General features: G+C 54.1%; 14 protein-coding genes. 6 read left to right on the top strand and 8 right to left on the bottom strand.

Annotated elements, in window-relative coordinates; genetic code table 11:
• Positions 1 to 298: membrane dipeptidase (locus tag B3Z49_RS09810; RefSeq protein ID WP_296990412.1), on the top strand; the 298-nt coding region annotated here is incomplete at its 5' end.
• A 12-nt stretch (positions 299 to 310) separates the two neighbouring features.
• Here B3Z49_RS09810 and qhpR read toward each other — a convergent pair.
• The gene (gene qhpR / locus B3Z49_RS09805) at positions 311 to 1,345 is read right to left on the bottom strand and encodes an AraC-like transcriptional regulator QhpR (protein WP_296990411.1); all 1,035 of its coding nucleotides are present in this window, start codon (positions 1,343 to 1,345) and stop codon (positions 311 to 313) included.
• A gap of 355 nt (positions 1,346 to 1,700) precedes the next feature.
• Between qhpR and B3Z49_RS09800 the strand changes: the two genes are divergently transcribed.
• Both B3Z49_RS09800 and B3Z49_RS09795 read left to right on the top strand, forming a co-directional pair.
• Positions 1,701 to 3,629: a primary-amine oxidase gene (locus tag B3Z49_RS09800; RefSeq protein ID WP_296990409.1), complete on the top strand. Its 1,929-nt coding sequence runs from the start codon at positions 1,701 to 1,703 to the stop codon at positions 3,627 to 3,629.
• A gap of 30 nt (positions 3,630 to 3,659) precedes the next feature.
• Positions 3,660 to 4,445 carry a sulfite exporter TauE/SafE family protein gene (locus B3Z49_RS09795; RefSeq protein WP_296990407.1) on the top strand — a complete coding sequence of 262 codons (786 nt, stop codon included), beginning with the start codon at positions 3,660 to 3,662 and terminating at the stop codon, positions 4,443 to 4,445.
• On the opposite strand, the gene B3Z49_RS09790 is transcribed toward B3Z49_RS09795, so the two are convergent.
• Positions 4,442 to 4,861: a hypothetical protein gene (locus B3Z49_RS09790; RefSeq protein WP_296990406.1), complete on the bottom strand. Its 420-nt coding sequence runs from the start codon at positions 4,859 to 4,861 to the stop codon at positions 4,442 to 4,444. The genes B3Z49_RS09795 and B3Z49_RS09790 overlap by 4 nt on opposite strands.
• 32 nt (positions 4,862 to 4,893) lie before the next feature.
• Entirely contained in the window at positions 4,894 to 5,319 is a 426-nt protein-coding gene (locus B3Z49_RS09785) for an acyl-CoA thioesterase (protein ID WP_008891479.1), read from the bottom strand.
• A gap of 295 nt (positions 5,320 to 5,614) precedes the next feature.
• Between B3Z49_RS09785 and parE the strand changes: the two genes are divergently transcribed.
• Positions 5,615 to 7,597, top strand: coding sequence for a DNA topoisomerase IV subunit B (gene parE, locus B3Z49_RS09780; RefSeq protein WP_063087262.1), 1,983 nt, complete (start codon positions 5,615 to 5,617; stop codon positions 7,595 to 7,597).
• A 241-nt stretch (positions 7,598 to 7,838) separates the two neighbouring features.
• Here parE and B3Z49_RS09775 read toward each other — a convergent pair whose 3' ends face one another.
• Entirely contained in the window at positions 7,839 to 8,540 is a 702-nt protein-coding gene (locus B3Z49_RS09775; RefSeq protein ID WP_296990402.1) for an outer membrane protein, read from the bottom strand.
• 500 nt (positions 8,541 to 9,040) lie between these two features.
• On the opposite strand from B3Z49_RS09775, the gene B3Z49_RS09770 reads away from it, so the two are divergent.
• Positions 9,041 to 9,643, top strand: coding sequence for a hypothetical protein (locus tag B3Z49_RS09770; protein ID WP_296990401.1), 603 nt, complete (start codon positions 9,041 to 9,043; stop codon positions 9,641 to 9,643).
• On the opposite strand, the gene B3Z49_RS09765 is transcribed toward B3Z49_RS09770, so the two are convergent.
• Both B3Z49_RS09765 and B3Z49_RS09760 read right to left on the bottom strand, forming a co-directional pair.
• Positions 9,640 to 10,401, bottom strand: a complete 762-nt coding sequence (locus B3Z49_RS09765) for an alpha/beta fold hydrolase (RefSeq protein WP_296990399.1) — start codon at positions 10,399 to 10,401, stop codon at positions 9,640 to 9,642. The genes B3Z49_RS09770 and B3Z49_RS09765 overlap by 4 nt on opposite strands.
• A complete protein-coding gene (locus B3Z49_RS09760; RefSeq protein WP_296990414.1) occupies positions 10,398 to 10,958 on the bottom strand; it encodes a hydrolase in 561 nt (186 codons plus the stop codon). Before B3Z49_RS09760 ends, B3Z49_RS09765 begins: the two co-directional genes overlap by 4 nt.
• 211 nt (positions 10,959 to 11,169) lie before the next feature.
• Between B3Z49_RS09760 and B3Z49_RS09755 the strand changes: the two genes are divergently transcribed.
• Positions 11,170 to 13,023, top strand: coding sequence for a DEAD/DEAH box helicase (locus B3Z49_RS09755; protein ID WP_349676376.1), 1,854 nt, complete (start codon positions 11,170 to 11,172; stop codon positions 13,021 to 13,023).
• 91 nt (positions 13,024 to 13,114) lie between these two features.
• Here B3Z49_RS09755 and B3Z49_RS09750 read toward each other — a convergent pair whose 3' ends face one another.
• Together B3Z49_RS09750 and B3Z49_RS09745 are read right to left on the bottom strand one after the other, a co-directional pair.
• Positions 13,115 to 13,561, bottom strand: a complete 447-nt coding sequence (locus tag B3Z49_RS09750) for an Rrf2 family transcriptional regulator (RefSeq protein WP_008891472.1) — start codon at positions 13,559 to 13,561, stop codon at positions 13,115 to 13,117.
• Between the two features lie 4 nt (positions 13,562 to 13,565).
• On the bottom strand, positions 13,566 to 14,066 hold the full coding sequence (locus B3Z49_RS09745) for a GNAT family N-acetyltransferase (RefSeq protein ID WP_063087257.1): 501 nt from the start codon (positions 14,064 to 14,066) through the stop codon (positions 13,566 to 13,568).
• Positions 14,067 to 14,299 lie beyond the last annotated feature (233 nt).

Genomic DNA, 14,299 nt, shown 5'->3' with positions numbered 1-14,299 from the left:
CATGATCCGCCATATCAAATATGCCGTTGATCTGGTCGGGGTTGATCACGTTGGCATCGGGCTTGATACCATGCCCTCCGTCGCCGGGACCAACGACTTCCCGGATAGTGTTGACAAGGACTTCTATTGGCCCGCCGACAGTGGCTACGGCCCCGGCGCAGGTGGCGCTGCGGTCTTTGATCCGCGCAAGCTCCCCGCCCTTGCAGATGCCCTGATTTCGATTGGTTATTCGCCCGATGACGTCGATAAAATCATGGGCCAAAACTTCATGCGTGTTGCCAAGGCCAGTTGGTCGTAACCAAGCCGCCTGCTACATACTCACTTCGGTACGGGACAGTTCACGTCTGAATTGTCCCGGCGATGTGCCAGTCATCGCCTTAAAGCCACGACTGAACGCCGACAGTTCGCTATATCCAAGATGTTCTGCAATATCGGGGATCGGAAGATCGGTCAGGCGCAGCATGTCACTGGCGATGCCACCGCGTACTTCTTCACGAATTCTGCGAAAACTCGTGCCTTCCTGATCAAGTTCGCGCTGGAAACTGCGCAGGCTCATAGAAAATTCATCGGCCGCGTCATGGACATCAATCTGTCGATGACGACAGAGCGTTGCGACAATCCACGCCTTGGTCGCGGTTGGCAGATCGACATTCTGTTTCAGGCGTTCGGCACGGGTTTGGAATTCATTTACCAGTTGCCAATGGCGATCCCGATCGGCGTTCTTCATCGACTTGTTTAAAAGATGCGCTGGCAGGAAAAGGGCGTTTTCACGCTGGCCCAGACGGACCGGACATTTGAAATGATTCTGAAAAATGCCTAATGCACGGTCATTTCGATGTTCAAAATCAATGCAGTTTGGCTGCCAGTCATTCCCCAAAGCCGCCAATAAAAGCGAATGAAATGAGGCTTCGCTGAAAATTGCGTCCTGCGTTCGGGTACGCACCGCATGCTCGGAGATGCGATAAGAAAGCTTTGCCTGACCATCCTCGACCGACAGCGAAAAGGATGTGCTGCCCTGAAGTGTCGGGAAAAATCGCGCGAACTTTTCAAGTCCGTGACCGAGGGTCGGTGCGGTCAAAACCATCTCGGCATGTTTGCCAAGACCGCGATAACCCCATGCATCACCAAGGAATAATCCCAATGCCGGATTGTTTGTCGCGTCTGATGCCAGCTCCAGCATCGTGGTAAATATCATCAAGGGCGTTGATTGCGGCGACATGAAAAGCCCCGCCCCGGCAAGCCCCGCACGCGCAGATAGCCCCACATGATCGATGCCGGACTCACCAAGCATTCCCATCACGCTGTTTAGAACCGAACGGTCAATGGCACCCGAAACACGTTTCATGGGTTATCCATTCCATGGGCAGTTACACATCAATGCATTCAATTGACGTGCCAATTGAACGACACCTTCCCTAGCAAAGCCAGCCGCACCGTTCATTTTGGCACCAAATGTCAAATACACAGCACCGCGCTTTGGCTAGCGTTTTGGAAATAGAAAAATACAAAAATCGCCGATCAGGGAACTCGCGCTTATTCGACATCCCCCGATGGTCAAACGCGTTTTTCGGCATCTGCCTGAAGTCTAGGGAACAACGTCCATTCACCCCCCTCCGCGCCACCAACGCGGTTGTCAAATACCTGTGCCCGGTCGGTTCGTCCCGGCCCGTGATCAGACACCTTCATCAGGGAGAAAAAGAATGGATAAATGTTGCAGCAGTGAAAAGGTTGAAGTCACCCACCCGCTTCAGCCCCTTACGGCCGAGGAAATCATCAAGGTCGCCGACATCGTGCGTGCCGACCCGCCTTATGGTGACAATACGCTGTTTGAAACCATCGAACTGATGGAACCCGAAAAGAGCGACCTTGCTGATTTCAAGCCCGGCGATCCGATCGCACGAAAGGCACGGGTAAACGTCTTCGATTCCACCAAGGTCAGTGTCACCAAGCTTGTTCTTGACCTTGACGCAGAGAAAATTATTTCGGTCAAGGAGCTGCCTGGCAAACGCCCGATGATCCAGCTTGAACAGTTTGTCGAGATCGAGGAAATCGTCTGTTCCGACCCGACCTTCATCGCAGCCTGCAAGAAACGCGGCATCACCGACATGTCAATGGTCTGCGTCGATCCATGGTCTGCGGGCAATTTCGGCAAGCCCGGCGAAGAAGGCCGCCATCTGGCCCACGTATTCTGCTGGCTACGCAAACGCGAAAATTCCAACTTCTACGCCAACCCGATCGAGGGCCTGAATGCGGTTGTTGACTTACTGTCCAAGGAAGTCATCCGGGTTGATGATTACGGCGGCGCCCCGATCCCCGAGGCCGAGGTGAATTACGAGGCCGACTTCTTCGAAGAGGACGAATTCCAGCCCAAAGCCAAACCGATCAATGTCGTTCAGCCCGAAGGCGTGAACTTCAAGATGGAAGGCAACAAGATTACCTGGCGCAACTGGGAACTGGTGATCGGTTTCAACGCCCGTGAATCGCTGACCCTGCATGACATCAAATTCAATGGTCGCCCGATTGTCCATCGTGCCTCCATCGTTGAAATGACCGTGCCGTATGGCAGCCCCGATAACGGCCATTACCGCAAGAACGTCTTTGATATCGGCGAATACGGCATTGGTAAGCTGGCCAATTCCCTGACGTTGGGCTGTGACTGCCTTGGCGTGATCAAGTATCTCGATGTCACGCTCAATACGATGAATGGCGAACCCTGGACAATTGAAAATGCCATCTGCATCCACGAAGAGGACGCAGGCCTTTTGTGGAAACATATGGATTTCCGTACCGAACGCACCGAAAGCCGCCGTAACGCCAAGCTGGTGATTTCCACGATCTGTACCGTCGGCAACTATGAGTATGCGCTGTACTGGTACCTGTTCCTTGACGGCATGATCGAATTTGAGGTTAAGGCAACCGGCATCATCAACACCGCTGCCTGCCTGCCCGGTCAGCCTGGCAAATATGCCGTTGAAGTTTCACCGGGTGTTGCCGGTCAGATCCATCAGCACATCCTGTGTGCGCGGCTTGATATGGCGATTGATGGCTATGGCAACAGTCCGGTCGAATGCAACACATTTGCCGAGGAACCCGGGCCGGAAAACCCATATGGCAACGCGTTCTTTGAAAAGGAAACTGTGCTCGAATCCGAACTGGCCGCAGCCCGCAAAACCAACCCAGCCTCACAGCGTTACTGGAAGGTCGTTAACCCCAACAAGCTTGGCAAAACCGGCCGTCCGGTGGGCTACAAGCTTGATGCCACCAACTGCGTCACGCCGTTTATCAATCCGGAATATCCATCGGGCAAACGCGCAAGCTTCATTGAAAACCATGTCTGGTTCACCGCCTACGATCCAGAGGAACGCTTCCCTGCCGGTGATTTCATGAACCATTCCGATGGCCGTGGCGGGCTTACCGATTTCATCAAAAAGGACCGTGCGCTTCAGAATACCGATCTGGTTATGTGGCATGTCTTTGGCCTGCACCATCAGGTCCGCATGGAAGACTTCCCGGTTCAGCCCTGTGTCACCACCGGGTTCAAGCTGATGCCGATGGGCTTCTTTGACGGTAATCCGGGCATCAATTTGCCACCGGAAAAGAACAAAGCCAGTTGCCCGGCAAAATGCTGATCTGATCGACACCCATCAGGACGTGTCACCATGTCGATCAGTTATGTGATTATCAGCGGCCTTTTGCTGGGTCTTGCCAGCAGCCTGCATTGCGCGGGGATGTGCGGGGCAATTGCCTCGAACATCCTTGCCGCATGCGGCCTGCATAAAGGTCCCGCAAAACGGCAATTCCGCGCCCTTGTCCTGATGCAAGCGGGACGCAGTACGACCTATATTCTTGCCGGTCTGCTTGTCGGCGGGATTGGCGGCGCGTTTGACGCCTTTCTGGTCACAGCGGGCTGGCAATCGGTGCTGCGTGTACTTGCCGGTCTGGTGGTGATCTATTCCGGTCTGGCGGTGATCGGCATCGCCCCGGCACTCCACCGGCTTGATCGCCTGATCCCGAAACTCCTGTTTCAAACCGCCCTGCGCCCGACGCTGGCAGGAATCTCTGCCACTGGGCGCACGTCTTCGGCTGAGCAAACCATGCAATCACCAATTCCCACGCCCGATGCATTCCGGGCCGGGGTTAGCAAGTTCTCACTCGGCGTGGCACTTGGACTTGCGCCCTGCGCGATGGTCTATAACGCGCTTCTGACCGCGATGATGACGGGTACTGTTGCCAGGGCCGGTTTGTTTATGGCCTGCTTTGCGCTTGCCGCCTTGCCCGCTGTCGTCTTTGCCGCCCTTGGCATCAGCTTCCTGAAACGTTCAGCGTCACGTGATCATGCGGGATATTTCATAAGGAAGATGATTGCCTGCGCACTTGTTGCGGTCGGAATGCTGACCCTTGCCGAACCTGCCATGGGCCTAATCGCACTTTGCCTGCCCGTTTAATCTGAAACAGTTACCGTCTGGCCGACCTCTGCCGGCAATTCAAGAAACAGCTCCGCTCCACCAAATTCATGCACCAGATCACCGGCCCTGAGCGTAACGCCGGTGATATCGGTCGGGATGGAAACACCGGATAGAGACCGGGTAAAGGGCTGCTCGTTGACATGTGGATGGGCCAGAGCCCTTTCCCCAATGATCGCGCCATCTGGCCCGATCACACGCCAGACATTGGCGTAATGATCCCAACCGGTATCCTCATGCGCCACGGTCACATCAAACCGATAGGTACTCTCGCCGGTCTTGGTCGCCTTGGCCGCAACCACATCGGCTTCGCCGGCGTTGGCCAGCACGGGAAACAACAAAGCCCCGCAGATCAGAACCAGACCAGTCGAAAGAGTGGACACAGTGCGGCTCTGCATGGCGGGGCTCCTGAATTTGATCTCGCGTGGCCTTAGGCGTCTGCCTCATCCTTGCGTACCGGGCGCGGTCGACCTTCGGCGTCAATCGCTACAAACGTAAATGTCGCCTCGGTCACTTTGATGCGTGGCGGTTGATTGCGGCGGAGCACCCAGGATTCGAGATGCAGCACAATCGATGTATTGCCGATCTTCTCGATGTCGCCATAAACGCAAACTGTATCGCCGACATAAACCGGGCGATGGAATGTCATGCCGTCCACTGCGATGGTCGCAACACGCCCTTCGGCGACCTGGCTTGCCATCACGCCACCGGCGATATCCATCTGCGACATCAGCCAGCCACCGAAAATATCACCACTCGGGTTGGTATCGGCGGGCATGGCAAGAGTTCGGGTGCAAAGTTCACCGCGCGGCATCGTGCTTTCCGCAAGAAGGGATTGATCTTTCTCAGTCGCCATCAGGCTCACTCCAGTTGGCGGCACGCCTGTTACGACACGCCATTTTTTTATTGGACCTCCCGGTCACGGTTTTCTGCGTCCAAGCCCGGCAAAATTATGATCGGATTTGGCGACCATCACTTGCATTGGATTCAAAAACACATTTTTATGGTCGGTGCGCACCGATCATCTGGTACGAACCGATAAAGATATGGTACTCGTTTAGCGTCGAGGCTTCCAAGACCATAATATCGAAGAACAGATATACGGTATTGGACCTTGTTTTAACACAATAAAAGAAGTTGCGTTCCGGGGCATGACCGACCTTTTTGAAGATTCAAACCAGTCCACCGATAAAGCCTATTCCGCCAAGGATATTGAAGTTCTCGAGGGCCTTGAGCCCGTCCGTCGACGCCCCGGTATGTATATCGGCGGCACCGATGATGCCGCATTGCACCATCTGGTCGCGGAAATTCTCGATAACTCGATGGACGAAGCGGTTGCTGGCCACGCTGACTGGATCGAACTCGAATTGCAGCCAGACAATACTGTGCTGGTGCGCGATAACGGGCGTGGTATTCCGACCGACCCGCATCCGAAATTTCCGGACAAATCAGCACTTGAGGTGATCCTGACCACCCTGCACTCGGGTGGCAAGTTCTCCGGCAAGGCCTATGAGACCTCGGGCGGTTTGCACGGTGTCGGTATGTCGGTTGTGAACGCGCTAACCGACAAATTCCGCGTTGAAGTCTGCCGTGATCGCAAGATGGTGTTTCAGGAATATTCCAAGGGCACCCCGCTGGGGCCGCTTCAGGATGGCGGTGCGATCAACAATCGCCGCGGTACCACGGTTATTTTCAGACCCGACCCCGAGATTTTCGGCACCCGCGCCAAGCTCAAGGCAGCGACCATCTTCCGTATGGCGCGCTCTAAGGCCTATCTCTACAAGGGTGTTGAAATCCGCTGGTCGGTTGACCCAAGCCTTCTGACCAGTGACGACCCGACCCCGCAGCAGGAAGTCCTGAAGTTCCCGAACGGCATTCTTGACTACCTCGAAATGACGCTTGAGGGCCGCGAGATGGTCACAGACCGTCCGTTCGCAGGCGAAGCCAAGTTTTCTGAAAGTGCCGGGCGTGTTGAATGGGCAATTGGCTGGCCAGAAAGCGGCGAAGGCTATTTCCATTCTTACTGTAACACCGTCCCGACCCCGCTTGGTGGCACGCACGAGGCCGGTTTCCGCTACGCCATTACCAAGGCGATCAAGGCCTATGGCGATATGCTGGGTCAGAAAAAGGCCGCTGCCATCACCGCCGAGGACGTCTTTGGCGGCGGCTGCATCATGCTTTCGGTATTTATTCCCGATCCGCAATTCCAGGGCCAGACCAAGGAAAAGCTGGGCACCCAGGGTGCAACCAAACTGGTTGAAACCGCGGTGCGTGACCACTTTGACCATTGGCTGACCGGGGATACCGAAAACGCCAAGCGCCTGCTTGAACGCATCATCCTGCGCGCCGAGGAACGTCAGCGCCGCAAGGAGAAAAAGGAAACCAAGCGTCAGTCGGCGACCCGTCGTCTGCGCTTGCCGGGCAAGCTTGCCGACTGTTCGCGTTCAATCGCGGCTGGCACTGAAATCTTCCTGGTGGAGGGTGACTCTGCCGGTGGTTCTGCCAAACAGGCCCGTGACCGCGAAACGCAGGCCGTCCTGCCGCTGCGCGGTAAGATCCTGAACGTTGCGTCGGCGACCTATGAAAAGATGATGGCCAACCAGGAAATCAAGGACATGATCGAAGCCTTTGGCTGCGGTTCGGGGTCCGATTTCCGGCTGGGTGATCTACGCTATGAACGCATCATCATTATGACCGATGCTGACGTTGACGGTGCACATATCGCATCCCTTCTGATGACCTTCTTCTATCAGGAAATGCCTGGCCTGATCGAAAACGGCCATCTTTACTTGGCGATGCCGCCGCTTTACCGCCTGACCCAAGGTGGCAAGTCGATCTACGCCATGGATGATGCCGAAAAGGAAGTCATTCTCGAAACCGAGTTCAAGAACCCGAACAAGGTCGAAATTTCCCGATTTAAGGGTCTGGGTGAAATGCCGCCACAACAGCTGCGCGAAACCACCATGGCACACAAGAAACGCACCCTTCTGCGTGTTACCCTGCCCGATGCAGCCGAACCGGATGCCCGCGGACAGACCAAGGATCTTGTGACCCGCCTGATGGGCAAAAAGCCGGAGCTGCGTTTCCAGTTCATTCAGGAACATGCCCGCTTCGTCGAAGATATCGACGTCTGATCTTGAAATCCGATTGCACCAGAAATCCTGACCGCGTGCGAGATGGGCGGTATGGTAACAGGTCAAAGAGTTCTCTTTCCTGCTCCTACGGACACGAAACAACCGCTAGCAATCCAATGTAGCGGTTGTTTCGGCTATGGCATCAGCTACTTGGTCATGAGACCGACAAACGATCCTGAATGCTCGCCCCTAACCTAATGACGGGACTAAGCATCTGACGATCCGTAAAGCAGAAAGGTTATTAAAAAGAATAGCGCACACCAACCAACAGCGAACTGGAGGAAACATTACTATCTTCGTGCGTGTGCTCTCTAAACGTAAAAGAGCCAGATGAAATTGATGCCGATGGATTCAAGTCTGGATTGAAGATGTGAAAATACTGATATTGTGTAAATAATTCAATATTATCAGCAACATTCCAACCGATTCCTGCCGTCAGTTGACCGGCTGGTGCCCAATCTGAATCATCGCTTTGACCAAAGCTATCAAAGACCTCAAGTTCGACATGTGACATACCAACCCCTGCTCCAATATAAGGTCTTACAGAGGGTATACCTGTCTCGAAGGCATAGGTTCCATTCACCATCAAACTATTGCTTTTTATGAAGCCATCAGTACTTAAAACAGTACCTGTTGCTGCATTGTAATACTGTTCTGTATTGTTAGAACGGTGCGTATACTCAATATCGAACCGAACGTTGTCATTGTAATTGTAACCAAATGCAACACCACCAGCATACTGGTGGTCAAACTCCATTTTTGTATTGATTGATGTACTGGTTGCACCGGTTGAGATAATACGTGAATTTTTAAGATCCGATGTCCTGTTCAAACCACCGCTAGCCTGGACATACCAATCACCAGCATCTGCTTGGGCCGTTAAAGGCGAAAACACCACTAAGGAAAGAGCCGGTAAGTTGATTTTGAAGGCCTTCGCCAGCATTGTATATCTCTCCTCAACTTCATTCAGCCAAACAGTTGATTAACCGCGAACTAAAAGTAATGCACAAGCTATCTCGCTTTTCAATTTTTTTGGACGATTTTGTCCGCACAGTGGGGATATATCGCTCCACTTTTCTTCCCCAAATTTCTTAAACTGAATTGCATAATGTCGCTTGATTATGCCCCATACTCGAAGACATACTCCATCAGGTTGCGACGGTCGACTTTGGCGCGAGGCCGATTATATCCCGGCACTGAGAGATGTTCCCGACAATCATTTTGCCTTGGTGATTTGTGGCATTGATGTTCAGGAATATGCCCGCTTCGTCGAAGATATCGACGTCTGATCGGCATCTCGAAATACCAACAACACCCGGCCTTTGTGCCGGTTTTTTGTTTTCTGCCCTTAAAAATCGGCGCAACCGCGTGACTTTGGCAATTTTCGAACAATATCTGAGGCTAAGCTCGTTGCTCTGAGCAAGCCTGAAAGGATCAAAGCCCATGCATGCCCCAAACAGAATGCAACCACATTCACTCAAATGCACGGTATCAATTGCCACCACAGTAATAGGTCTACTGATGCTTGGTGGTTGCAACCTCGCCACGATTGAGCCAGCTCGTTATAACGTCGCCGAGGTACAAAGCTTCAAGACTGTCGGAGCACCAAGCCGCGTGATGATGCTTGAAATCGTAGATGCAAATAAAAGCTTTTCTGATGATTTCTGGCGCACAATCATGTCCAACCACGGTTATCCACCGCGCCTTCGCTTCGTGACCGATACAAGCGACATCAAAGACAGCGAAACCATCAAGCCGGAAAATCGCTTGGTTGCCGTCGTCAATCCGGAACAATCAACTATTGGGGCCAAACTTTGCACCGATCCCAAATCCCTGCCCTTGAATGAGGCAAGCGATGAGGTAACGGTGCGTTTCGGGTTCTGCGTCGGGGACAAAAGTATTTCAGAAACCCGTGGGCACTTTAACAAGGCGCGGTTCGCCGAGCAGATCGAAAATAGTGCGGACACTATAAACTATCAGCTTTTCCCGCCTCACTTGCGCGATGATGATGACCACCGCTGCGGTCGATTTAAACCGGGTTGCTAACGCACCAAAAGCCCTACCAGTGACCGAGCAAACTCAACGGGCTGCTCAAGTGGCACATAATGCCCCGCACCGGGTACTTCCTGATAGGTCGCACCGGGAATGGCATCGGCCATCTCCCGATGGTTTTCAGGGCTTATGATCCGGTCATGCGTGCCGACAACAACTTTGCATGGCACGGCAATATTGCCAAGATCGGTCATGCTGTCCGGGCGGGTCGCAACCGCATGATTCTGGCGTTCAAACACTTTGGCCCCACACGCATCCCCCATTTTGGTCAATAGGGAAACCAATGCTTTATCATTGCGGTTATCGGGGTGAAGCATCTCATCAAGCATGCCGTCATTGACCGCAACAAACGGCGTCTTGCCCGTGACAATGCGCGACAGCAACAAACGGCGACGGCGCACCGCCTCGCTGTCGGTCGTTGCCCTTGTATTAACCAGCATCAGGTGACTGACCCGTTCCGGGGCCTGACGCAGGGTTTCAAAGGCGGCATACCCGCCCATCGACATACCGACCAGCGCAAAGCGATCCGGCGCGGTTTCCATGACCGCACGCGCCATATCCGCAACCGTATCTTGATCAAACAATTCGCAGAATACCGGCTTAAGTGCGGGCTTGGCCGGATCGTCAAGTTCGTCATATGCGGCAATCGCGGGATGCCACATACGCTGATCGGCCAGCATGCCTGACAAAAACACAACGGGCACGCCATCACCATCGACGTGCCCGGTATCTTTCTTTGAAGTCGAGCTCATTTAATCAGCGCGCTCAGTTCCTTGAATTCCGGCGTGCCTGCCACCCGAAGCCATTCAAACATCACACTTTCGCGGGTCACGATTTTGGCGCCGGCATCGCGCATGCGCTCAAGACCGAAAATCTTGTCATGCTGGCTGCGCGATGTCACCGCATCGGACACCACATAAATCTCACGGCCCCGTTCGATCAGGTCCATGACGGTTTGCAGCACACAGACATGGGTTTCCATGCCCGCAACCACCACCTGATCACGCCCCTGATTTTCTTCCATCTTTTCGATGAAGCCATCGGCCGGAACGGCGGAAAATGCCACCTTGGAAACGACATTGCCGCCATCAGCAGCATCACCCGGCTTTTCCAGAAGGTCGACAATCGGTTTGGCCGTATGCCCAAGACCCTTGGGATACTGTTCGGTAACGATCACCGGCACCTCAAGGCGATTGGCGCATTTGATCAGAAAGCAGCAATTGGCGATGATCTGATCCGGTTCCAGACAAGCCGGATAGAGTTTTTCCTGAACGTCGATTATCAGCAAACTTGAACGGGTTGCGTCCATCAGCACTGTTTTTCTCCCCGAGTATGAGCTGTCGTGGCAGATTACGCTGTCAAATTGTTGCAAACAAGCCTCTCAAAGCCCGCCGAATGGGTTTTCCAAGGCAATTAAGCGGCGTTTTTCTTGACTTAATTAAGGGTTGGCTTTACGACGCAATCAGATTGCTAGCGATCCGCTTCACCTTAACGCATTTCTTTGCGGGAAAACGAACCATATGAATTTCGCCGATCTCGGTCTGAGCGAAGATATCCTCAAAGCCGTCGCAGACGCCGGCTACGACACCCCAACCCCGATCCAGGCCCAAGCTATTCCGTCGGTGCTGATGGCACGCGACATTCTGGGCTGTGCGCAAACGGGTACGGGCAAAACGGCCAGCTTCACCCTGCCGATGCTTGATATTCTCCATCATGGTCGGGCCCGCATGCGGATGCCGCGTTCCATCATTCTGGAACCCACCCGCGAACTGGCCACCCAGGTTGCTGCAAACTTTGACACCTATGGCAAATATATCTCGCTGTCCAAGGCGTTGATTATTGGTGGCGAATCTGCTGCCGAGCAAAGCAAGGTTCTTGAAAAAGGTGCCGATGTCATCATCGCGACCCCGGGCCGCCTGATCGATACGTTTGAGCGCGGCAAGCTGCTGTTGTCTGATTGCAAACTGCTTGTGATTGACGAAGCCGACCGCATGCTCGACATGGGCTTCATTCCCGACATTGAAAAGATCGTCAACATGCTGCCCAAGCAGCGCCAGACGCTTTTCTTCTCGGCGACCATGCCCAAGGAAATCAAACGCCTTGCCGACAAGTTCCTGTCCAATCCCAAGGAAATCACCGTATCGCCGCCTTCGACGATGGCAACTACGGTCGAACACAAGCTCCTTGTCATGGATGATTTCGACAAGCGCGAAGCCCTGCGCCGCCTGATCCGCGCCGAAGATGTCCGCAACGCTTTTGTGTTCTGTAACCGCAAAAAAGACGTCGACATTCTCTATAAATCGCTGACCAAGCACGGCTTCAATGCCGGTCGCATGCATGGCGATCTGGCGCAAAGCGAACGTACCGAAACGCTGGCAAAGTTCAAAACCGGCGAGATCACCCTTCTGGTCTGCTCGGACGTGGCCGCACGCGGTATTGACGTTGCCGATGTTTCGCACGTCTTTAACTTTGACGTGCCATTCAACGCCGAAGATTACGTGCACCGTACCGGTCGTACCGGTCGCGCTGGCCGCGACGGCAAGGCCTTTACCCTGGCCGTGCCAGAGGATGGCAAACTTGTTGCTGCGATCAACAAGTCCATCAATATGGACATCCCGCTGACGGAACTTGAAGGCATTGAGACGCTGGAGCTGGACTTTACCGGCAAGAAGCGTCGCAACAAGAAAAGCCGCAAGCCCAATACGCGTGACGACAAGCCCGCCCGTCCGGCAAGATCGGATAAAAAGGAAGCGGTTGCTGACGCCCCGTCACCGGCCAAATCCGAGGCGCAACCGCAAAAAGACGTCGATGCCCACAAGGCACCGGTACGCGACGCGCGTAATAACGCGGGCAACACTGATCGCAACCGCGCCGAGCGTCCGGATCGGACCGAGCGGAATGATCGCAATGACCGTAACAACCGCAACAATCGCCGTGATCGTGACGACCGCGATGACAAAACAGTCATCGGCTTTGGCGATCACATCCCAAGCTTCCTTCTGACCGAAGTGCCGGCCTCAAGCCTTGGCAAAAAGCCTTCTGACGACGAAGAAGAAGCACCGAAAAAGACCACCACGGCCAAGCGCAAGCCTGCTGCTGAAAAGTCGAAATCAACGACGGCCAGAAAGCCGCGCCGTTCGACCAAAAAGGCCAGCGACGAAGCACCGGCAGAGGATGCTGCACCAGCAGCAACCGAGGCACCGGCTGAAACCGCAAGCGACGCAAAGTCTGACGCTGCACCGACCAAGGAAGTCAAAAAGCGCGCACCGCGCCGTCCGCGCAAGAAAGCTGCCCCGAAGGCAGAAACGGCTGACAAAGCTGCGGATACCGCCCAGGGATCAGCAGAACCGGCCCCGGCAGAAAGCGAAAGCTAAGCCCGTCGCGCGTTCGCAAATCAAAAAGGCCGTCAGAGCAATCTGACGGCCTTTTGTCTATCTGGTGGGTATCTGTGCTTTGGTTTATGCGTTAAACCGCGCGGAACAATCCGGTGGATGTCGGTTTTTCCGGGCGACGTTTGCGCATCAGTTTCAGCATCGTCTCGATCGTGATCGACAGCAATGTGGCATGGGTGATCTCTTCGATCTCATCCATCACCATCGAAAGCGCCGCACCGGCATTGGTGTTCTGCACGATGCTGTTGGACGGGCTTGTGCCGACCTCTTCAAACAACTGCACAACATCCAAAAGTGTCGTGCGCTTGGCATTGCCACAGAAACGATAACCGCCACCAGCCCCACGGACAGATTCAACCAACCCCGCCCGGCCGAGATCACGCAGGACCTTTGCCAAATGGTTGGTCGAAATATTATAACGCTCGGCAATTTCCGATGCCGAAAGCTGGCGGTCGGTATCTTCGGCCAGTTCCAGCACGGCATAGAGGGCAAACAGCGTCGCCTTTTGCAAGGACATCATCGGCTTATTCCCCCTCTTCCATATCTGTTTCCAGCTGGATGAACGGCCCCGCCATCATGCCCTGCGCGCGGAAGAACGACATCAAATCGGTCGCATCGCGCGGGATCATGGTGCGGATTTTGGTCACCCCGGCCTTGCGGAAACAGCGGCAGATTTCGTTATAAAGGATGGTACCGATCCCGCCCATGCGCAGGTCCGGTTCGACACTAACGGTGCCAACCCAGCCACACGGCACGGAATTGAATTCCCACGACCGGACTTCACCGAAAATGCAGCCCAGAAGCGTTCCGTTTTCTTCGGCAATCAGGAAGAAACGGGAATCCTTGCGGTTGCCATAACGGGTAAACAGATCGTCCCAGTAATCCGGCTTGCGCAGTCCCGTGGTCCGGTCATCAAGATCGACAACATTGGCGAGATCTGCCTGAACCGCCGGACGAATATTGATTTTATGCTCGCCAATTGTAACCAGGTTATATCCCGGCGTGTTTTGCGCAGCGTCCACCATACGTGCCTTTCAGTATATCGGCTGCCAATGTCAGACCAGTGTCAGACAGTGCCAACCTCCCCCGGGGCTCCCGGCAGGAGAATAATCACAATCGAAATAAGTAAATTGGTACGATTATACTACACTGCCCGGATGGCACACGGCAACGATAACTTCCGCTGCAGATGCTCACAACTGCAGGCATTCCAAGGAATTGAAGGTCATACTTGCATTGCTTGCCTGTTGCAAGTCTT

The organism is Thalassospira sp. UBA1131, assembly GCF_002311515.1.
In the GTDB taxonomy this organism is placed as follows: Bacteria; Pseudomonadota; Alphaproteobacteria; order Rhodospirillales; family Thalassospiraceae; genus Thalassospira.
The sequence above is the reverse complement of the archived record's forward strand: the minus strand, read 5'-3'. Positions and strand labels throughout refer to the sequence as shown.